Below are 19,933 nucleotides of genomic sequence, written 5' to 3'. Positions count from 1 at the left end.
ACAATCAAATTAGTTCATTTGATTGTGCTTTTTTAAGAGTGAGGACGCGGATTAACCTTGTTTGCTGTTTTATCTCAGTGCGCAAATAGCTAGAGTGCCGCCATTATGTTTCGCTAATTCTGTCTTAAAATGATAACCCCATGCTGGGGTGGTTGCTCTGTTTTCATAAGCCGTTAATGAGCTGTTGAAACTCTCGCGCATCATTTGGCGAAGTGTTGTGTTTTGAGCCATATCAATAGAGTCTAATGCACCAGACACACAAACATTATTTGCTTTAAGAAAAGACAATTCCAATTCGCTGTCGCTAGTTTCGACCAACTCCATTGCAGCCGCAAAACCGTCTTTCGTTATCACAATCGTACCGCCATCAATACGCTGAGCTATGCCATCTTGTGAGTCATTCCATTGACCCACTTTTGTTAGGCCGCTTGCATCTAATCGTGCTTGTATTAACTCTGTCGACGGCATCTCTTTAGCTTGAGATAATGCCGAAAAAGCAAGGCAAGACAATATAAATAGCGTTTTCATTTTTTCAATCCTTAAAAAAGTTGCGCTTGGCGCTTGTTGGTTTCGTGTCGACGCATATTGGCGATCACTCGGTATATTTGCTGCATCGATAGTTTATATTTTTGACACAGCTCTTGCACGTTGTGGCCGTTAAATTCATTCCAGATCCTAAGGTGCTTGAGTTCTTTCTTCTAATCTGTGGCCGCGTGGTAAGTAAAACTGCATGCCGCCAAACGCATCACAAATGGCGCTGAGCTGAAGCAGCGCAATGGTTTCGTCTTGCTCTGCTTTATTTAGTTCGTGTTTTAGTATGTCGTAGATTTGGCGCATGGCTTCGGGCCAGCGGCAATTCTCGTCATCAATGTGCTCGATTGCATCAATGGATACATTGCTGTATCCGAATGCATCTATGGTGGTTTCGTCTCGCTCTTGCTGTCTTGGTTTCATGGTTCGCCCTCAGCTCACACTCAATAAAAAAGCCTTCGTATTAGGAAGGCTTCTATTGTAAGTCCGGCTGGTGTGGGATTCAGTCTTTAGACACCTTTGTAGGGGGCTGTGTATTCTTCATCTTCATAAATACCAGTATATGTAATTTCAATTTCTATTAAACCAATCGTTTTCATGTATTCAGCAAATGGTTTATCAATAACCATATGTAAGACAAGAATTTCTTCATTTACTTTAATCAAGCGGTTGGCTGGTATAATAGTTGAATTCACTCCTGGTTCAGCCCCAAGGAACTCCTGTATAGCATATGTATAATCCTTTTCCCCCTTGTTATCCGCTATGAGAACATTTTCATCTCTGTTGCCTTGCCTATATATTGGATGCCCATCAACATTAAACTTAATATTTTTAACCATTGCTGGTCCAAGACCATCGTTAGCTAGCTTTAAAGAAAAAATCCTCCTATTTGAACCTTGTTGTGCCAGCCTATTTTCATGTTGGAATTGAAGTAGCGGTTTAGCTGATAGTCGATGGTGCTCTCTTGTTTTAATGGCTTCATCGCGTGATAAGTAGTGAGATTTGGCCGCAATAATAACACCAGCGATTGCGGTCACTGTGCTAAAGAATACCCCTGAGATTGTCCACCAATCTGCACCTCTAGACGCCAGTAGATCAGAATTAATGTAAATGCTTTGTCCTACGGCTGACGCTAAGTTCCAGTATTCGTCCATTTGTTTTTGTCCTGCTAGTCTACTTAATTGGTTATAACGACTTTTGATAGTCTGCGCTTAACGCTTCGTAACTTAAACCTGAGTTTACATTGTGACCTTGTTTCTCGAAAGCTTTCTTCATCAATCGATAGTGCCAGCGTTTGAGTGATTCGAGGACGCTTTGTGCTTGCCAATTGTCTAACCAGACTAGGTACTGTACGCCTTGGCCGTTGGTTGTTTTCGTCATGCGTTGGCAATATGTATCTAAAGCTCGGTCACTGCCGTTTTCAATAAAGCCTTGTTTGTGCATGGTGATCCAGATCGCTCTTATCTTACTAGCCGCTGGTGAGCGTGGCTTTGGTTTAGCATTGTTCTTGGTGTTGGCTTTTGGTGGTGCGGGAACAAAGCCAAGGGCGTTTTTAAAATGGTCTAAAACAAGGCTTAACTGATGCTCGGTCATCAATTTTAAACTCTCTTGCCCCGTTAACCTTTTCAGCATTGGGCGATAGATGTCATCGTCTAGCTCTAATGATTTCTTGCCAATACTGATGGCGGCAATCATTCTGTTTCGTCTTGTGCTGTCGTGTTGTGTTTGCATTGTATCCACACTCCCCAAAGGTTTTGTCCTGCGTCGCTTTCTTCTGATATTTGAGCCTGTAAACAGTCAGGTAAAGGCGCGTTAATCTGTACTTGTGAGCCGTTGGGTTTGGCACGTACTGCGATCACGTGCGCCCCCGCTAATTCTAATGTTTTGATCACCCCAGCTGTCTGGGCCATGAGTTCATGCATCGATACCCGCCGCAAGTTTGGCTTGCTTGATATAGTCACCACGCCAGACCAAAGCATTGTTACAAGCTTCTTGATATGTATCTGCATAAATCCATTTATTCATGTAACTACCCCAAGAGATAGAGTAACCATGGCGGCTTATGTCTTTTGGAATAGGTGTCGAAAACCTTACTAAGAACCCTTGTTTCTTCACTTCGTTTCTAAAGTAATCGACAATAAAATCTTCATCTTCATGCTCCGGTTGATCGCAGCCAATAGCTGTAAAAATATTTTCCCAATCAAACTCTAGTGCATCTCTAACTTCAGAAGACACAGCACCATCTATGAACATAGTGCCTATGTGAATTATTACTTCAGCCCTAACAGATTCTTCTAAAAAGATCATTTGTTTCTTTTTCAATAGTCATTTCTATCTCCTAAGCGGCGTTGCGCTTTTCTCTGGATTTACCCAACTGACAGGCTTTGCATGTGCTTTGCAGGCCGTCGGGTTTGTGTATTGATATTCCCCAAAACAGGGTGTCTTGCGGCCAGTACTCTTTGCAATCGGGACACCACTTTTGCAAACCCAACTCTGGGTCGAGGATGCCCTTGCCATTTGCTAGCCGCTTACTCAACAACTGCGGCGGCATGAGTGGTGTGTATTCACCAAACATAAAAGCCTCCCGCGCTTAGCGCTGTGCTCTAAGATCTCTTAGCAACTGGTTGGTAATCGGTGCGCTGGATCGTTTGCTAAAATTCAAACCCGCTTCATTGAGAAAGGATTTTTCTAAACGGCCCCAGTTACGAATGATCGTCATCCACTCAGGTGATAGCTTGGCAATTGTCGAAAAATGATCACGCACTTCTGGCACTTCATGAACGAGGTTTAAACAGCGATTAAAGTCACCTGTATCGTATGGTTCTGTTTTGTGGTGACATTCGATATTAGCTGCGCAATACGCCATCGTTTGAGAGGCTCATGCCTGTATCACTAGATGCCATCCATTCCAGTATTTTTCTTTCTAACATTTCATTCTCCTTAGCTGCTCATCAGTGCATGACCACAACGCCATGCAGACGCGGCGGGGCCGCGTTTCGCTTATTAGTTTTAAAGCCTCACAAAGTCAGTTCTCACAAACTCCAAGTCTTCGATCTTTTTGTACTTGCGCTGCATTGATGCGAAAGTTTTAAAGAAGGGTTCGTACCATTCGTACTTCTTATCTAAATCTTCGATCTCTTGCTTAACTCGTCTCTTACCAAATATTTTTATGAACTTTTGCTTTCGAGCTGGGGAATAAACAGAGCGCGATCGTTTATTCCAAATTGGCTCAATAGCTGGATCGTAGTCATCGCCTGGCCACCCAAGTTTTTGATCTAGTTTTCCGTTAATGAAGACACAGATCACCATCACGTTCTCTTTGATGAAGCGTTTTTCGAGCGCGATTTGTTTATCGCCTAACTTGAATTTGACGACTCCCATAGAGCCTTTCAGCGCCTTTTCGATTTCTTCCCATTGGTCTTTTGTGATCATGCTTCTCTCCTTGGTGGCTCGATCATGTAGCCAATGCCATTGAGATAAGCAGCGGCGTATTCTGGTGTTTCTAGTTCGCTAAGGTTTGCACTAGCTAGAGCGATGACATGCATCAAAAACTGTTTGTATTCGCCAACGGCAACGGGCTGGTTAAGCGCGTTTTGTGCGGCATGTTGAACTGCGTTATTAGCCATAAACTGCTCCATTACAGTGATGCGATATCTAACGAGATAGGTTTGTATTGGTCGGTGGTGCCGATGCGTTCGTACACGCGGATATAGACGGCGGTACCGTTGGATTTGAGTGCGTCTTTCAATGCGGCCATGGCTCGGTTCCATTCCTCGTCGTCTATTTCCATGCGCATCAGATCCAGCACTTTGCCTGTGCTGATTTCACCATTACGGTTCTTGCGGAATGCTTGAGATACCACGGCACGAATGTTGGCGTTTGCGCCTTCACTCCAACGGATTAGGCAAGAGTCGATCAAGGCTTTGGCGGCTTCGATCTCTTCTGTAAAAGCGACCACTTCACGATAGGTACGTTGGATTTTGTAGCGACCATCGAACGACACGAGGCTGACGTTGCCTTTCTTGCCGCCCAGTTTTGCGCCGTAGCGATCGGCGGCAATTTCGATCAGATCCGAGATATCGTTGAGGGCTTTTGCTTTGTAAGCGGCCATGTCACGACTAAGAGAAAGTGCCTCTGGTACCAGTGCCATAACGATCTGATCGCGCAATAGATCTTGTTCGCGAATGCTGGCTTCTGGCACGAAGTGTCCATCAGCGTTTACGCGCATTCCGGCTGGTACTTTGATGACGTTATCTTGTTGTTGGCTAGTGGACATTTTTGCTCTCCCATTCGATGTTGCAGTTGTTTAGTTGTGCGCTGTAAACGCTGGTACGAGTACCGTTAAAATTGCGGGTTTTGATGATCGCGCCGCTTAGCTTTTTGGTTTCCGCTGTTGCCAAGACTAAGATCGTCGGGTGTGCGGTACCCATTACTGTGCCTGTGATCGTTATGCCCATTTTTACAAGCTGATGCGTTGTCTTGCTGACGTTCAAAAGACTTTCCAGCATGTGGGCGTTTTGTTGGTTTGGCTGGACGTGCCAGCCGTCATAGCGTGTTGATTTAGTCATTCTGATAAATCCCCTTTAATAAGCTTTCTAATCCACCGAACTTTTCAACTAACGTCTCCCAGTCCGATTCGTCGCAATGTGTTTCATCAAGCGACATCATTTCTATGATTAACTTTGCAGCTTCTAGACTTTCATGCGATGCAATAGCGGCCGCATTCCAGCCTGTTACTTGGTATTGCTCTATATCTGCCATCAGACACCTCACTCGTTACTCGTTGTTTTCTAGTTCATTGAAAGCAGCACGCAGGGCTTTCTCTGTAATGAGTTCGCCTTTGCAAAACATGGCTGCAAGTTTCAAAGTCTTGGTTAGTAGGCGAAGCCCCCCAGGCGCTCGCTGATTTGTTGCATCAAGGCGCGTTCTTTGTCGCCCGTAACGCTCCATGCATCAGCAATGGCTTTCACGTCTGCAATTTTCGTTTTGTGGATGCCACGTTTTTTGGCGATACGCGAAAATAGACGGGCAAAATCCTCATTGCGTCGACCGCCTGTTAGTTGCGTATAGACTCGGTTGTTACCGACTAACACCATTCCGACACCTGTTTCTTCTTGCAGAATGCGAAGCTCTTCTAGAGTCGGATAATCAAGGTGGTCGGCTTCGTCGATGACGATAAGCCCCTCAGTTCCCATTAGACGTTTGCGGATCACGCGAGACAGTGGCCCTTTACGACGTGGGGCTTGTTCCATGTCCAGTTCCATGGCGAGTTCGTATAAGCACTCGGTTAGGCTGCTTCGGCTAGGGCTGGCGGTAACGTGCCAAACGTTGTTGTTATTGCGTTTGTATTCGCGCAATGCTTCTGATTTGCCAACGCCAGACGCACCGAATATGACTACGATGGATTCGCTGATTTGCGCGTATGTCATGTCGTCCATGATTTGTTTGGCGGTTGTTGTCATAACAAAGCCAGGGTTAACCACTGGGCTAGATTTCTTTTCTTCATCCCGTGCTAGCCATTTCGCTAATTTGGTGACGATGGCCGTGGCATCGGCTTGGTATTTGCCGTTAAGTATCTGGCTCACCGTGGCGGGTGATGAACTAATTTCACGAGCAAGCTGGGCGCTGGTTACTTCCTTTGCATCGAGCTTTGCTTTGATGCGCATGAGCACAGTGGTTTGGTCTGCGGCGTTGCTGCTCTGTAGGTTCAATACGTTTGTCATTTTCTGATTTCCTTACAGTTTGTTTTTCTTTAGTTGTTCGCGGTAGTCGGCAATAGATGCCGCGAAGTTTTGTTCGTACTCTGTTTCTTCGTCGTATTGCGGCTGTTGTGCAACGGCTACGTTTCCGTAGGCCACAGCTGGGCGGAACGGCATAACGACCTTAGTGTCTGGAATGATTTCTTCTTCCAGCGGTGACATTTGTGCCGCCAATTCGAGCGCGTCCATTGCTTGATGTGCTTTCGCAGCCACCTTGGTTGCTTTGGTGAACTGAGTGCGGTGGCGTTTTGTTTCGCGAGCGGCTTGAGTGTCGCCAAAGCCCACTTTTTGCTGACACTCTGCACGGCAGATATGAACGCCATCTAGGGTGTAGATCTCGACAGCATCGTGAAGGCGGAGTGGATCAAATCGTGCAACCAGTTTTTTGCCGACCATGTCCATCATTGACTGATGGTAGTAGCGGTTCTTCTGGCCCTTGATCGATCCGCCAGCGTCTAGCGTGATGGTGCCGTGTTTGTCGACAGTGACGGCTTCGGCTTGCAGCATCATCATTTGCAATTGTGCGGTTGTCGCTTTACGAATCGCGGCATGCTGGTAGCTGGTGTTAAACACGTCGTTAAACGACATGAAGCCGTGGGCCATTTCTGTGTTGCGGTTGGCTTTGGCGTTGTACATTTCGACGCCTTTGGCAATCGCCGCCAGGAACACGTCCGCTTCAATGGCTTTCGATCCGTAGTTGTCTGGTTTTGCCATTGGGTTTGGGCCTGTGTAGGCACCCGCAAGGCTTGGGTGTTTGTCGATGTATTCTTCTAAACCGCCCACACCGAATGCGCGCTCGATTGGCTTGGCTTGGCCGTGACCTTTGCCCAAAATCACGCTAGACCAATGCAGCTTCATACCAAGCATGGGGATGATGCCTAGCGGGTCGTCTTCTTTGACTTTGAAGCGGTAACGGTTTGGTACACCGCCCGTCATCCATTTGTTTGCAGCGGCGCGGGTGTTATCTATAGTGACTTCTTTAGGGATGCCGTACTTCTCGCACACGTCCATCATGGATAGACGAATAGAGTCTGTGTTCTCGCTCACATCACAACGCCAGCCCACAATTTTTCGACTGTAGATGTCTTGCCAAAACCATGTTTTAGGGCGAATAACTTCACCGTTAAACCAGCGCACAAACACGTTATGTTGGTAGCCGTCGCCGTTTATCCATTCCATTGCATGTAGATCTGCAACGGTTCGCTCTTGCGGCGGATACAGCATGGCTAAAGCGTGTTCGCCTTTTCGCAAAAGAGTGCGGTGCTCTTGTGGCACTTCAAAGTACATACGACGTTCTAGTGACTTTTTGGAAGGAATAACCCAGTCTGGATTTCTCTTAGCCGCATCTTTCAAGCGCTCATAACAAACGCTAAACGTTGGCTCTTCTTGACGTAGATAATCAGACTTGATGAAGTCCCAAGCGGCTGGCGTGATGAAAGCAAAGCGAGCCTTACGAGCACTGACAGCAGCTTCTTTGTTCTTAGGTAGAAGCACTGGCAACCAGTCTTGCTCTGCGAAGTTTTTAAGGCTGGCGAACTCACGACGAACGCTAGCGAAAGCAACGCCATATTCTTCGCATACGGATTCGTAAGCCGTCATTTTCGGCACGCCGCTATTAACAAGCTGTTGCAATACAGTCAGGTAAGACAGTTTTGCTTTGGCCTTGGCTTGCGCTTTGCTGCCAGCGTTGTTCCAACGTGACCATAGCGCTTCGCGACAATAGCGATCTGATTTTGGTTGTGGCACATCAAAGACTTTTTCACCGACTTTGATTTGACCCGCACGCTTGAACAAAGCCGCCTGAGTGGCAGCGGGTAATATGCTGATGTGATACTCAAAGGCTTTGGTGCCTTCGCGTTTTCTAGCAAGTTCCGGCTGTGACATTGCAAGCTGCTTTAACTTTTCACGAGCATTTCGCTCTGTTGCTGGCATGCCTGCGGCACCCGCTATTTCAGTTGCTGTTAACCACATACTGATCCCCTCACACGGCCGCTTGTAATGCTTGGTAACGGCTAGGCCAAATGTCTTGCGGTGTCACTCCGATCGCGTCGGCAATGATTTTTTCACCTTTTGGCCATGGCGAACGCAGGGCATTGGCGAGGGTGTTTTCGGCAAGGTTCGCATCACGCGATAACTGACGAACGGACAAGTTGCGTTTTTTTAATTCCGCAACAATGTCTGCTCGATGCCAATCGCTGGCGATTTCGTCCGTTTTCTGAGAAACTGCGCTCTTACTCATCTTGGTAACTCCATTGTGTTGCTCAACTTAGTAACTACATAATGGACACAACGGACGAATTTATCAATACAAACGGATGTAATATTTTGTAAGGCATCCGTTTAATGGATGGTTAAAATTAGGGCTTTATATGAAAAACTCAATAAATAACAGCAACTTAATAGAAAAAGATGCAAAGGACGGCAAAACGGATAAACCGTCTTTTTCTTATGGCGACAAACGGATAGAGTGGGTTGTTGCGTCCGAAGTGGCTGGTCACGCTGGTTTTCCCACATCAGACAGGTGGACTAGAGATCAACTAAAAGACCTGGCAACGGACAAACCACATCTGTCTCGCAAGAGGAAAGGGACGAAAGCGTTTGAATATCATGTAAGTCTATTGCCGAAAGAAACACAGGAGAGCTTGCTGGGCGGTCATGTAATAGAGGAACCCGCATCAAAATATGAACAGAATGTATTGCCGATTAGTCAGGGCGATTTTTTGGCAGAGTTCGCTCTGATACCAGGCTACTCGATTCAAGTGTCAGCGGGCAATGGTGCGTTAAATATAGATCAGCTAGAACCCTCTAGATATCTGGCGTTCAGAAGGAAGTGGCTAAAGTTTCGAGGCTTCGCTGAAAAGGATCTCGTGATAGTTTGGGCAAAAGGTGACAGCATGGAATCGACGATAAATAACAACGATACGCTCGTCGTTCACACTGGCCGTAACCGTCCGCAAGATGGGCACATCTACATATTTAGACATGATGATGAACTATTCGTAAAACGTTATCAGAGCATCGTGGGGGCGTGGCGTTTGATTAGTGACAACGCCATGTATGCGCCACTCGAAATCAAGAAAGAAGAACAGCATCAGTTTGAGGTTATCGGACAAGTCGTTCATATTGCCAAAGACATCGGCGATTGATTAAATGTTTAAACGGTGTTTAAAGACTCGTTGCGCATCCGTTGCGGTTGCTCAACTAACAAGACTCAAAATGCTAATTTTAAAACCACTGCTCAAACTAGCGTAATTTTTACACGCTGCTAAAATGCAAACGGGGCCAACGTCTAAACAGACCTCAACCCCGCTAATCCACTGGCTTTCTAGTTTTTAATCCCGTCTAATCTTTCATAAGTCCGGTTAATCCCTAGATTGATCATTTAAGTAGTCCCTATACAGTGGCATTCCTCTACATTCATATTCCTAAATAAATTTTTAGGAACAAGAGATGCCGTACCACAAGTATCACAAGGTACTTCATATACATTGCGAGAGTGAAAGATTTCCCCATCACTTATAGATATTAAGTAACTTTCAATGCACGAATTACAGTGAACTATCTTACCATCGTGTAATGCAGAAACCTTTCGGGTTATTAAAGAATCACATGCTAGACATTGAAACTTGTACTCTGGTCCGATACCTCCTAATACAAGATTACCGCAGCTAACCGCTCTAAGCTGAACAAGAGCTTCTTCTAATTTCCGCTTAATTTTTTTAGCGTCACCATATGTCTGAATTGTTTGATTTTTGGGTACAGAAACATGAAGGGCTAAATTAGATAAAGCTTGGTAAGATCTAGCTAACTTATTTATATCTAACTCTGATTGCGTACCAAGCTTAACATATGACTTTGCCTTAAATTCCTCCAAAGATGGGTTATCATCAGATTCTTCATTAGGCTCAGTTGAAATTGAAAGTCTTAACTCCTGAGTCGCGTTTGGGTTTTCTTCTGCCAAAATTTGTCGGATTACTTTCTTAGGTTGCCAATCGACTTCATTTTTAGACATTTTTCCTATTGATACTTTTAATCTTTCGTAACAAATCAATTCGATTGCTAGTCTACATTCAAGAGCAGCGTAGACTAGGCTTTGAGGTGTATCATCCAAAATTAATTTATCTATTATTTTAATTTTTCCTTTTAAATTCCGCATAAAAACACCTCTGTAAAGAAAGTACTTGGTAGTCACATAACGCCAGTATTTGTGGCGGGTTTGGAGCGCAGCGGAAAACCAGTCCGACAACATGCGTTTGTTATAAGCACGCTACGCCAATGCTCGGCGCAGACTTGCTGAAACATTATATATACGAACCATGCCACCAATAGTTTTGGATAATTTAACATGGTTATTTGACTCTAATACGTTCAATACGTGATTGATAATTAAGATAGGTTTATCAAATTTTTCTTGAATGCCCGCATTTGAATTTACGTCTTCATTGACGATAAGGCTAACGATCTTTTCCAGTGTTTCTGAATAGTCGGGGATATAGGACCTAGCGTAGTTATCTAGACCATATGTAGTTATTTTGAAATGGCATGAGTAAGTGTTTCCACCACCTCCAAGATATCGAGATACATCAAGGTATCCATTCTGTTCCAATACTTCAATGCAGTCTTTGATTTCAGCTCGACTGAATCCTAATTTTTCTCCATCCCCAAACAATGACTCTGGGTTGATCATAAGGTCATCATTTTCAATGGCGTATTCACAAGATTCTTTTAAAACCAAATTATCCGCCTTGGTTAAGCCTCCAATCTCATGATACACAGATGTCGTATGTCCAGGAGTCTTGCCCAGCGCTGGTTTATCTGTAGCGCCAAAAATTGAAGACAAGACTCGCTTAAAGTTTTGATCGTAATTTTTTAGATCAGGAATTGACTCCCAAAGAGTTGATGTTAGCGATTGAGGAACCTCACAATCATCTAATACAATTGGAATTATTTTTGTACCTTTAGATAGTTTGGCAACAATGCTTGCATTTAACTCTTCACGAACCCACGGTTTTTTTATGCTGTAATTTGAAAGCACTATAATCACTGCTTGAGCTTCTTTTAAGCCTTCTTCAAAGATCTTATCAACTAGGCTGTCACCTGGTAGCATTTCCCACTTGTCTAGCCAAGCATCTACACCATTTTCACGCAACTTTGTTGCGAAATTTGTTACGAACCTTTCTTTATCTTCACTTGCGTGACTTACAAAAACTTTGGGATGCATAAATACTCCATTTTGTGCTTATAACGCCGCCAGCAGGGGTGAAAAAACAATAGAGAAGAGGCGGTTTTTGCATCCCTCTGGCTGGCCTTGTTAGGCATTTTCTCTGTTACTTGGATGAATTCGCTCTTTAAGAATGCGGGTTAAATCATCTACAGATAATGGGCCAAAGTTCATGTTTTTTCGAATTTTTTCAAAAACTGAAAGCATTCTTCCATGCCCATCTAAAGATGGGCAATGAGAATTAAAATTTCTACCTTTGAATTCTTCAAATCGCTCTAATTCATTAACAATAAAAGATGCAATTCCCATATAGGAAGATTCATTGTTTCCATCAAACCCAGGAAACTTAGGGTCTTTTCCAAACGGTTTCGCAGCCTCTTCTAGATGTGCTTTTTCTTCTGCTGACAGCTGCTCATAACTATGCTCAATAAAGCTCCACATATCCAGTATATCAAGGACCTCTTTAACAATTTCTGGATCATCTTGATCTTCAAAAGGTATCCCAGAATATTTCCAAGGTATTGCCCATAAGTTATTACTAAAGATTGCAGACTGTATAAATTTAGGCTCAATTTCACCGTCTATTTCTAAATTTTCATACAGCTCACTTAGCATCAGGAGTATTAACTTTTCACCATCTGATATTTTCATATTACCTTCCAAATTATTTAGCTGAGACAGGACGTTCCTGACGCTCGTCAGCGAGATCTTTCACAAAGGGCATGAAGCTATTAATCTTGTAATAAATCCTCTTCCCAACTTCTTTAATGGATTCGGGGTCAGAAGCATCTGATAATGCTTCAATATCCTCATTTAACTCACTACACAGTGAGCTAGCTTTATTTTCAAAAAGTTCAGAGAAATTTGAGCTTTGCTCATTCAGAAACCTTGCATACTCCTCCACTTCCTTTGCAATACCATGAAAGTCGACGCCTTTTAGCTTTTTGATATTACATGAAGGCCCTATCTTCGATACAACGGATAAAATTCTATCTGTTTGGGCATGAACTTTTGAAACCTCAACTAAACGCCTACGATCGATCATCTCGTCTCTAACTTGTACTGCCTGAGACGCGGAATCAGCAGCCTTACCAGCTTCAATAAATGCCCATATCGCAGCCCCAATAGATGCAACCGATCCTAGTATTGACAATATACTTTCCATTTATTCCCCAGGTTGTTCTTTAGGATTGCCTAACGCCGCCAACACGCGCAGTTTTGTAGTGAAGGCGAAGCCGCAAGGAAAAAGCTGTCGCTGTGCTTGGCATTGTTAACCCTTACCACTCATTAAAATTAAGAATTGATTCAAACTGCAACAACTCAACTTTACGACCTATAACCCCTCTCCAAAAACTGAGCCTCTCTGCATTCTTCCCAGTACCATCCCACTCAACAACCCTCACACACCTTGTTTCCGAATAAGGCTGAAGAAGCTTATTCAAGTGCTTATCCAGCCCTGAATATCCAAACAATATAATTTCATCTGACTCCCCGAGGCAAAAGCCAAGATATCGCCAGTATGCAGAAAGAACTTCCGAGCTATTTATGACTGAAACTTTATGCTTTACATGAGTAAGCACGATATGGCGGCCATGCTCTTGCTGATTTACATTTAAGTAGTAACGCGATAGCTTTCTCGTGACACCATTATCATCATAGAATAAAGGGGACCCGTGCAGGTGCATATAGTAACCGAAGTTATTCCCATGACGGCGTTCCAATGCATTTTCTGAAAAACCGCTATCAAGCATCCCATCAATGAGAAATCCATTGTAGCCATTCAAAATACCGCTTTCTATAAACCTATCATAAATCAAAGAATCATAATTAAGCGTCGCAACATGTGATTTAGTTTCTCTCACGAACTCAACAAGAGGATCGGCAAAGAATTCTGGTAAAGAAACGTTTCGCCCATGAAAATAGCTGGAAACTTTATGGATATAATTCCTTGTGGCTACTGGAAAACGTCTACCTATCTCAGACAGCCAATGAATGTTGTGCTCTGGCTCGGCTATGCTTTCAAGCAGATCACAGGACGCAACCGAAAGATGCAAAACATCTAACTCATCTTCACTTCTTGGCGCGCCATCGTGTCTAATACATTTGGAAATCAGCTTTTTATCATCGTCAGTAAGTATGTGCTCTTCATCCCAGACTTCCTGCAATGCGGTACTTAAAGAAAAAGCTCGTGGATTAATTGCCATGCCTAATCCATTGCCAGTTATTATTGTCTTCCTTACCATTCCCTTCACCACATCGCATGATTGTTCAGTCTGGTTAACAATTAAGGGTTATACAGCAGCGTAGCTGCGGCTATAACCCACTGTTGAACGGCTGCGTTGTCTATATAGGGGATTTGCTTTTTTCATGGTAGGACTTCCCTGTTATATAACTCGCTAGATACCAAAATCTGTTTGGACGATGCCGCTTCAGATGGTCTTTGATCGCCGCTATGTCGATTCTTTATTTGCTCTTTTGTAGCGCGATTTAACCAAAGAGGCAAGTAATTCCCTCAGCCAGTATGACCTGATCCGCTTTATACACTGATAGCACCAAGTGCTAACGATTGCTATTTTTCATCTGACCCTAAATTCCGGAAAATAGCTAACACCTCAATAAGGCACCCAAAGAAGCGCAGCGTATTGAGATAGGATGCATTGGTTTGCTAAATACCGTAGTCGCGCTCTACCTTCGATATGCGAGTTTTGAATGATGAGTACCATTTTTCATGGCCAAGTTTTTGGGCTTGTTGATGCTCGGCATGTGCTTTCCACTGCCTGATGGACTCAAGATCAGACCAATATGACACTGTAATTCCAACATCCTCTCGTGCCGATTCTATGCCTAAAAAACCTGGTTGTTTTGAAGCTAGTTCGACCATTCGATCTGCCATTTGACCATAACCGCTATCACCTTCAGTGCGGTGAGATGTAAAAATTACCGCGTAGTATGGCGGATTAGGTGTGTTCGCGATGAGAGACATCTTTGCTCCTTTGGGTATTCAACATTATGTTCATACGCATGCGCGCTATTCTCTTTATCCATTGATACTAAGAGACTTTCTAATCAGTCACCAGTAAAAGCTCGCAGTTTTTGATTACTTATCAAACAAGGCAGTCAAAAACCCTAGTGATAAAGAATCAATTGTATATTCAAGTTGTGCACAAGGATTGAAGATAGCGATTGATGTGATGCAAGGCGAACGCAAAGAGAGAGTTAAAAAAAGCAACATTAACCTTTACTCAAATCCTGGTGGGTATTTTTCCGATACTTCTTTGATGAGTTCTTTGACTTTTTTGATGGCGAGGGTCAATTGCCCGTGCGGTGACATAGATAATGCTAGGTATCGTTTAATGCCTGGTGCAATGATACGAGAAACGGATAAGCCCAATAGATTACGCGCGGATTCACTGGCGTAAGCACCTAGCATTGCATAGCATTTATCAGAAGCGACCGCATGGGTCTGAAGTGATAATGAGTCGGCTTCCAGTACCACATTCAGTTCGATCTCGTATCGTCTTGCTAGTACGTCCAATCTATCTCTCCAGCTACTAGGACGACAAAATAACGTTAGTGGAATGCCATTTATTTCGCTGAACTCAATGGTAGGATTCGCCGTTAATGGGTCATTGGGAGGGCCAACTAAAAAGGTCGCAGTGTCACGTAAGTAAATATCGCCACCTTTATCATCGATGGAATGTCGAAACAGTAACGCCAAGTCAACACGCCCTTCTTCTAGCCAGTTTTCCAATTGATTGCCCTGCGCTTCTCTAACCTCTAGCTGTATTCCTGGGTAGCGCTCTTTGGCAAGTTTATACACTTCTCTTAGCCATGGCGCCGCCGTTGATGGCATAATTGCCAATCTCACTTTGCCAATAGGAATGCCCGAGGTGTTTCGGATGCTGTTTTCAAGCTGTTCCGTATGCTGTAACCAGTTCCTGACCTCGGGTTCTATGCGTTTTCCCAAGTCAGTGAGTTCGACCCCTCTGCCCGTTCGTATAAATAGCTGACAATTAAACGCCTCTTCAATTGTCTTCATTTGGCGACTCACTTGCGGCTGGCTAATACCATGAAGCGACGCCACTTTACTCAAGCTCCCCAGTTCACAAACGTCGACAAAGGTTTTCCATACTTCGTAATTCATGCCCTACAACCCATACGTTTTATACATATCAGAAATACTACTTTCACAGTATTCACATAGCAAAACAAATTCTATCCTAATTTACGTGCTCTTAACCCAAACAGAGCCACACAAAACCAACAACATAATAATTAAAGGTAAATCTAATGAATAAAATTGATATAGACCTTCGTGGACTGAACCCTGCTCCTGTCACTCCTTTTAATCGCGATGGCACTGTCGACTTCAAGGCAATTCAAAAACTTGGTTCATGGCTGAAAAGTGTTGATGGCGTGAAAAGCCTTACTGTTTTGGGGCATGCTGGTGAAGGCACATTCCTATCTGAAAAAGAACAAATGAAAGTGATCGAAGCATTTGTTGAATCGGTTAACGATGAAATCCCTATCATCGCGGGCATCACCAGAGAAGGCACAGAAGTCGCGGCGGCAGAATGTCGCAATGCGGTGGAAGCAGGTGCAAAAGCCGGTTTATTGTACCCTTCACACGGCTGGCTACGATTTGGTTATCAAAAAGGCGCGCCACAAGACAAATACAGAGCCTGCTATGAAGACAGTGGTTTACCGCTAATCCTATTCCAATATCCAGACGCGACAAAATGTACTTACGATCTAGAAACACAGCTTGAAATTTCCGCTCAACCTGGTGTTTTTGCGATGAAAAACGGTGTCCGTAATATGAAAAGATGGGACACTGAAATCCCAGTGATTCGTGCAGAACGACCAGACCTGCAGATTCTAAGCTGCCATGACGAATATCTATTGCACACTATGTTTGATGTCGATGGTCTTTTGGTTGGTTACGGTAACGTGGCACCAGAATTATTGGTTAAACTGATCGAAGCGGGTAAAGCCAAAGATTACCCTACGGCTAGAGCCATTCACGATCAACTTTTGCCAGTCACTAAAAACGTCTATCACCGTGGATCTCACATGGAAGGTACTGTGGCACTAAAACACGCCTTGGTTGCTCGAGGCATTTTGGAGCACGCAACGGTACGTTCTCCGCTTTTACCTCTTGCCGAAGGAGCAGACGTTGAAATTGCGGACGCATTACGCTCTGCAGGTATAATTTAATAGAAAAATTATATTGCCTTAAATACACTGAAATACATTTTCATAAGGGCGGTCACGGCTGCCCTTAATTAAGGAGAACAAGATAATGAAAATAATTAATAAGTTTTCTCTGCTTGCTTCAGCTCTTATTTTTACAAGTGTACTTTCGCTACCTACCCAAGCTGAAGAATTAAAACTAGGCGCAATGCCTGTTGGATCAGGTTGGTATGTTGGCGCTGCGGCCATCCAAAGGATGGTGCAAGAAAAAGATTCCAAATTAAATATTGAGATCATTGCCCGCGGCGGCGGTGTGGCCAATCCCATGGTGGTTGAATCTGGCAAGGCAGATATTGCGTTATCAAACGTGGCCACTTCTCGCTGGGCTTCTGAAGGTATGTTGCTGTACCAAGGAAATTCAGCGACACATATTCGTTCTTTAGTAGGCGGCCTCAATCCTGTTTATATCGGCGCCATCGTTCGCAAAGAATATATGCAAGAAAATGGTTTCAAGTCTTTGGATGATATTTTGAAATCAGACCGTCCAGTAAACATTATGATGAAACCTGCTGGCTCTAATATTCCTCCCGTTGTGGAAGCCATTCTCGCTGCCTATGGCTTAGATAGAGATAAGATTAAATCCCAAGGTGGCAGTATCCTCCAAGTGGATTCCTCACAAATGTCCGGGTTAATCAGAGATAAACGGGTAGATCTTTATTTTGATACCATTTTACAAGGACACCCGTCTATTACTGAAATCAGCTTAACTGGTGACATTGAGTTCTTAGACATGTCAGAAAGAGCGTTGGACGTCATGGCCTCGCTAGGTCTACAAAAAGGCAGCTACGGAAAATGGTTTGATGCACAAACTGACAGTAATATTGGCGGAGATTTTGGTACGCACTTAATCGTCAGTTCGAAAATGAGTGATGATACCGCCTACTCAATCACCAAAATTGTCATTGAAAATATGGACCAGCTCAGCAATGACTTTAAAGCTTGGAAGGCATTTAAGCTTGAAGATGCGGCTAAGCCGGAAAAAAATGGTATTCGTTTGCACCCAGGCGCCATTCGTTATTACAAAGAAATTGGCCTGTTAAAATAATGTCGTGCTAAGCCTCAACAATAAATATAAAAATCAGGTGTAAAACATGCAAAAATTTGTTCGTAGATACATGCTCGACCCTTGTGCTTGGTTAGCACTTGGGTTGTTGGCTTACCAATACTGGATTTTATTTAATCCAGATCTTCCCTTAGTTGAGCGCGCAACGCATTTAGTACTGACTTTAGCGATCGCTTTTCTTTCCACACCCTTTTTAAAAACCAAACCATCATCAACCTTAAACAAAGCCATTTCGGTGCTTATGTTTGCCTTGGTCGTTGTGGTTGGTTGTTACTACTACTTCGAAAGTGAAAGGCTTTCTAGCCGAATTGAAAATGTCTCCCCCATTGAAACTTATGACATTGTCATTTGTACCATCTTGATCGGCTTACTTTTAGAAGCCGTTCGAAGAACCGTTGGCTATGTTCTGTTAATTGTCATTATTACGTTTTTGCTCTATGGCGTGTTTGGCTATTTGCTACCAGGACAAATGAGCTTTAGCAATATTTCGTGGACAGAATGGAGCGAGATTTTTGGCATGACAACCAGTGGCATCTTGGGTGTCACCACCGCAACCTCTACCAACTTTATTTTTTACTTCATCGTCTTTGGCGTGGTTTACAGTTCAGTTGGTGGTGGACGGCTCTTTATAGAGCCTCGCCATTAAGCTGGTTGGAAAATCCAAGGGAGGCGGTGCCAAAGTGGCCATTATTGGCTCTAGCTTGATGGGGACCATTTCTGGCAGTGCGGTCGCCAATGTGACAGCAACAGGCGTATTTACCATCCCATTAATGAAGCGAACAGGCATAACACCAGAAAAAGCAGCGGCTTATGAGGCCATTGCTTCCACAGGAGGTCAACTCATGCCGCCCATCATGGGGATCGCGGCCTTCGTGATGGCAGAAATGCTTGCCACCTCTTATACCAATATCGCATTAGCGGGCATTTTCCCAGCACTTGCCTTCTACTTTTCCTTGTTTGTCTTTGCGGGAATCCATGCCAACAAAACCAATACCGGTACGCTTAATGATGAAGATATCAATGAAATTAAATCCATCTTCCCCAGATTAAACATGCTACTGCCACCTGTGGTACTGGTTATTGGCTTAGTCATGGGATATTCCGCACAAATTTCTGTTGTGTGGGCCACGATAACCTGTTTCATCGCGCCATTTTTAAGCAAGGACACACGCTACGACCTAAAAAACATCCCACAAATGGTACTGGACTCTGGTATTCAAGCGGCAAAAATCGCTTGTCCCATTATGGCAATAGGGTTAGTTGTCTCAGTCGCGATACAATCTAACCTAGCACTGAAATTTGCCTCAGGACTCATTGATATGGGAGGCGGTTCTTACACGGTTTCTTTAATCATGATAGTGCTTGGCTGCATCATCATGGGAATGGGACTTCCTACTGTTGCGGCGTACATTATTGGCGCAGTATTGTATGTTCCAGCCCTTAAAGAGCTTGGTGTTAGTGAGCTGCAAGCGCATTTCTTTGTTATGTATTTTTGCGTCCTTTCGATGGTAACACCGCCGGTATCATTGGCGTCTTTTGCCGCGGCCGGCGTTGCTAATACAGATGCCATGAGAACCAGTGTAGAAGCCTTTAAAATCTGTGCTGTGGCCTTCCTCATTCCATTTGCCTTCCTTGCTGACGAGGCGCTCCTGTTTATAGGAAGTTATGTAGATATTTTATTGGCTGGCGTTGGATTGATATTTTCAACCGTCATCTGGGCAATTGGTGTCATAGGGTTTGCAAAAAGAAGAATGAACAAACTGGAACGCATCATAATGATGGCATGTGGATTCTTCGCAATGATTTCTCAAACAGCAAGTGTTATCTGGCTTATAGCCATTGGAACCAGCCTTGTTTATTTGGCTTATCACTGGTTAACAAAAAATAAGGAGTCCCGCATTAACTCATTCGTTAAATCACACTAAATAAAGGGTATATTCAAATAACCTAAAAAAGCCCTTTCGGATTGAAAGGGCTTTTTTTTGGATTAGTGTCAGATGAAAATAAAGTTTAATTTACATCTGGCACTAATTGTTATTGGCTGGAATTTAGGGTCAGATGAAAAAACACTATTTTCATCTGAGCTTAAATTCCATTAGTCGCACG

At 43.8% G+C, this 19,933-nt stretch carries 28 protein-coding genes, 1 other RNA gene and 1 pseudogene; 5 read left to right on the top strand and 25 right to left on the bottom strand.

The annotated features are described in order from the left end of the window. Positions 1–69: 69 nt before the first annotated feature. The 18 genes and pseudogenes from ONZ52_RS04205 to ONZ52_RS04125 all read right to left on the bottom strand — a co-directional run bounded on the left by ONZ52_RS04205 (position 70) and on the right by ONZ52_RS04125 (position 8,529). Positions 70–528, bottom strand: coding sequence for a hypothetical protein (locus ONZ52_RS04205; protein WP_265217468.1), 459 nt, complete (start codon positions 526–528; stop codon positions 70–72). A gap of 11 nt (positions 529–539) precedes the next feature. Next, entirely contained in the window at positions 540–647 is a 108-nt protein-coding gene (locus ONZ52_RS25250; protein WP_428981153.1) for a Mor transcription activator family protein, read from the bottom strand. A 28-nt stretch (positions 648–675) separates the two neighbouring features. Next, positions 676–954 carry a Mor transcription activator family protein gene (locus ONZ52_RS04200; RefSeq protein WP_265217467.1) on the bottom strand — a complete coding sequence of 93 codons (279 nt, stop codon included), beginning with the start codon at positions 952–954 and terminating at the stop codon, positions 676–678. Between the two features lie 86 nt (positions 955–1,040). After that, positions 1,041–1,685, bottom strand: coding sequence for a hypothetical protein (locus tag ONZ52_RS04195; protein ID WP_265217465.1), 645 nt, complete (start codon positions 1,683–1,685; stop codon positions 1,041–1,043). Positions 1,686–1,716: 31 nt separating this feature from the next. Further along, positions 1,717–2,262 (bottom strand): gp16 family protein, encoded by a 546-nt coding sequence (locus tag ONZ52_RS04190; protein ID WP_265217463.1) that lies wholly within the window; start codon positions 2,260–2,262, stop codon positions 1,717–1,719. After that, positions 2,223–2,441, bottom strand: a complete 219-nt coding sequence (locus tag ONZ52_RS04185) for a hypothetical protein (protein WP_265217461.1) — start codon at positions 2,439–2,441, stop codon at positions 2,223–2,225. The genes ONZ52_RS04190 and ONZ52_RS04185 overlap by 40 nt, the downstream gene beginning before the upstream one ends. Positions 2,442–2,445: 4 nt before the next feature. Next, complete coding sequence (locus ONZ52_RS04180) at positions 2,446–2,853, bottom strand: hypothetical protein (RefSeq protein ID WP_265217458.1); 408 nt, start codon at positions 2,851–2,853, stop codon at positions 2,446–2,448. Between the two features lie 16 nt (positions 2,854–2,869). After that, positions 2,870–3,106: a hypothetical protein gene (locus ONZ52_RS04175; protein ID WP_265217456.1), complete on the bottom strand. Its 237-nt coding sequence runs from the start codon at positions 3,104–3,106 to the stop codon at positions 2,870–2,872. Positions 3,107–3,121: 15 nt separating this feature from the next. After that, positions 3,122–3,397 carry a hypothetical protein gene (locus tag ONZ52_RS04170; RefSeq protein ID WP_265217454.1) on the bottom strand — a complete coding sequence of 92 codons (276 nt, stop codon included), beginning with the start codon at positions 3,395–3,397 and terminating at the stop codon, positions 3,122–3,124. 72 nt (positions 3,398–3,469) lie between these two features. After that, positions 3,470–3,533: hammerhead ribozyme type II (locus tag ONZ52_RS04165), an RNA gene on the bottom strand. A gap of 7 nt (positions 3,534–3,540) precedes the next feature. Next, positions 3,541–3,963, bottom strand: coding sequence for a hypothetical protein (locus tag ONZ52_RS04160; protein WP_265217452.1), 423 nt, complete (start codon positions 3,961–3,963; stop codon positions 3,541–3,543). Next, positions 3,960–4,157, bottom strand: a complete 198-nt coding sequence (locus ONZ52_RS04155; RefSeq protein WP_265217451.1) for a hypothetical protein — start codon at positions 4,155–4,157, stop codon at positions 3,960–3,962. Before ONZ52_RS04155 ends, ONZ52_RS04160 begins: the two co-directional genes overlap by 4 nt. An 11-nt stretch (positions 4,158–4,168) precedes the next feature. Continuing rightward, positions 4,169–4,807: a DUF3164 family protein gene (locus ONZ52_RS04150; RefSeq protein ID WP_265217450.1), complete on the bottom strand. Its 639-nt coding sequence runs from the start codon at positions 4,805–4,807 to the stop codon at positions 4,169–4,171. After that, positions 4,797–5,099 (bottom strand): hypothetical protein, encoded by a 303-nt coding sequence (locus ONZ52_RS04145; RefSeq protein WP_265217449.1) that lies wholly within the window; start codon positions 5,097–5,099, stop codon positions 4,797–4,799. Before ONZ52_RS04145 ends, ONZ52_RS04150 begins: the two co-directional genes overlap by 11 nt. Next, positions 5,092–5,292, bottom strand: a complete 201-nt coding sequence (locus ONZ52_RS04140) for a hypothetical protein (protein WP_265217448.1) — start codon at positions 5,290–5,292, stop codon at positions 5,092–5,094. Before ONZ52_RS04140 ends, ONZ52_RS04145 begins: the two co-directional genes overlap by 8 nt. A gap of 15 nt (positions 5,293–5,307) precedes the next feature. Next, positions 5,308–5,960 (bottom strand): annotated as a pseudogene (locus ONZ52_RS04135) (AAA family ATPase). 306 nt (positions 5,961–6,266) lie between these two features. Beyond that, positions 6,267–8,261 (bottom strand): transposase domain-containing protein, encoded by a 1,995-nt coding sequence (locus ONZ52_RS04130; protein ID WP_265217446.1) that lies wholly within the window; start codon positions 8,259–8,261, stop codon positions 6,267–6,269. 10 nt (positions 8,262–8,271) lie between these two features. Then, positions 8,272–8,529: a helix-turn-helix domain-containing protein gene (locus ONZ52_RS04125; protein ID WP_265217444.1), complete on the bottom strand. Its 258-nt coding sequence runs from the start codon at positions 8,527–8,529 to the stop codon at positions 8,272–8,274. Positions 8,530–8,659: 130 nt separating this feature from the next. On the opposite strand from ONZ52_RS04125, the gene ONZ52_RS04120 reads away from it, so the two are divergent. Then, a complete protein-coding gene (locus ONZ52_RS04120) occupies positions 8,660–9,436 on the top strand; it encodes a helix-turn-helix domain-containing protein (RefSeq protein WP_265217443.1) in 777 nt (258 codons plus the stop codon). 236 nt (positions 9,437–9,672) lie between these two features. Here ONZ52_RS04120 and ONZ52_RS04115 read toward each other — a convergent pair whose 3' ends face one another. The 7 genes from ONZ52_RS04115 to ONZ52_RS04085 all read right to left on the bottom strand — a co-directional run bounded on the left by ONZ52_RS04115 (position 9,673) and on the right by ONZ52_RS04085 (position 15,655). After that, the gene (locus tag ONZ52_RS04115) at positions 9,673–10,446 is read right to left on the bottom strand and encodes a hypothetical protein (RefSeq protein WP_265217442.1); all 774 of its coding nucleotides are present in this window, start codon (positions 10,444–10,446) and stop codon (positions 9,673–9,675) included. A 111-nt stretch (positions 10,447–10,557) separates the two neighbouring features. Next, entirely contained in the window at positions 10,558–11,511 is a 954-nt protein-coding gene (locus ONZ52_RS04110; RefSeq protein WP_265217441.1) for a toll/interleukin-1 receptor domain-containing protein, read from the bottom strand. A gap of 90 nt (positions 11,512–11,601) precedes the next feature. Beyond that, complete coding sequence (locus ONZ52_RS04105) at positions 11,602–12,162, bottom strand: YfbU family protein (RefSeq protein ID WP_265217439.1); 561 nt, start codon at positions 12,160–12,162, stop codon at positions 11,602–11,604. A gap of 13 nt (positions 12,163–12,175) precedes the next feature. Continuing rightward, a complete protein-coding gene (locus ONZ52_RS04100) occupies positions 12,176–12,676 on the bottom strand; it encodes a hypothetical protein (RefSeq protein WP_265217438.1) in 501 nt (166 codons plus the stop codon). Positions 12,677–12,788: 112 nt separating this feature from the next. Continuing rightward, on the bottom strand, positions 12,789–13,715 hold the full coding sequence (locus ONZ52_RS04095) for a hypothetical protein (RefSeq protein WP_265217437.1): 927 nt from the start codon (positions 13,713–13,715) through the stop codon (positions 12,789–12,791). Between the two features lie 461 nt (positions 13,716–14,176). Next, complete coding sequence (locus tag ONZ52_RS04090; protein ID WP_265217436.1) at positions 14,177–14,494, bottom strand: antibiotic biosynthesis monooxygenase family protein; 318 nt, start codon at positions 14,492–14,494, stop codon at positions 14,177–14,179. Between the two features lie 255 nt (positions 14,495–14,749). Then, a complete protein-coding gene (locus ONZ52_RS04085; RefSeq protein ID WP_265217435.1) occupies positions 14,750–15,655 on the bottom strand; it encodes a LysR family transcriptional regulator in 906 nt (301 codons plus the stop codon). A 146-nt stretch (positions 15,656–15,801) separates the two neighbouring features. Between ONZ52_RS04085 and ONZ52_RS04080 the strand changes: the two genes are divergently transcribed. The 4 genes from ONZ52_RS04080 (at position 15,802) to ONZ52_RS04065 (ending at position 19,752) form a co-directional block, all read left to right on the top strand. Further along, positions 15,802–16,728, top strand: a complete 927-nt coding sequence (locus tag ONZ52_RS04080; RefSeq protein ID WP_265217433.1) for a dihydrodipicolinate synthase family protein — start codon at positions 15,802–15,804, stop codon at positions 16,726–16,728. 85 nt (positions 16,729–16,813) lie between these two features. Further along, positions 16,814–17,809: a TAXI family TRAP transporter solute-binding subunit gene (locus ONZ52_RS04075; RefSeq protein ID WP_265217431.1), complete on the top strand. Its 996-nt coding sequence runs from the start codon at positions 16,814–16,816 to the stop codon at positions 17,807–17,809. Between the two features lie 46 nt (positions 17,810–17,855). Further along, positions 17,856–18,473, top strand: coding sequence for a hypothetical protein (locus tag ONZ52_RS04070; RefSeq protein WP_265217429.1), 618 nt, complete (start codon positions 17,856–17,858; stop codon positions 18,471–18,473). 34 nt (positions 18,474–18,507) lie between these two features. Next, the gene (locus tag ONZ52_RS04065) at positions 18,508–19,752 is read left to right on the top strand and encodes a TRAP transporter permease (RefSeq protein WP_265217427.1); all 1,245 of its coding nucleotides are present in this window, start codon (positions 18,508–18,510) and stop codon (positions 19,750–19,752) included. Positions 19,753–19,933: the final 181 nt, after the last annotated feature.

This window comes from Marinomonas rhodophyticola (assembly GCF_026113935.1).
Taxonomy (GTDB): domain Bacteria; phylum Pseudomonadota; class Gammaproteobacteria; order Pseudomonadales; family Marinomonadaceae; genus Marinomonas; species Marinomonas rhodophyticola.
Note: the sequence above shows the minus strand (reverse complement) of the source record. Positions and strands in the feature narration are given on the sequence as shown.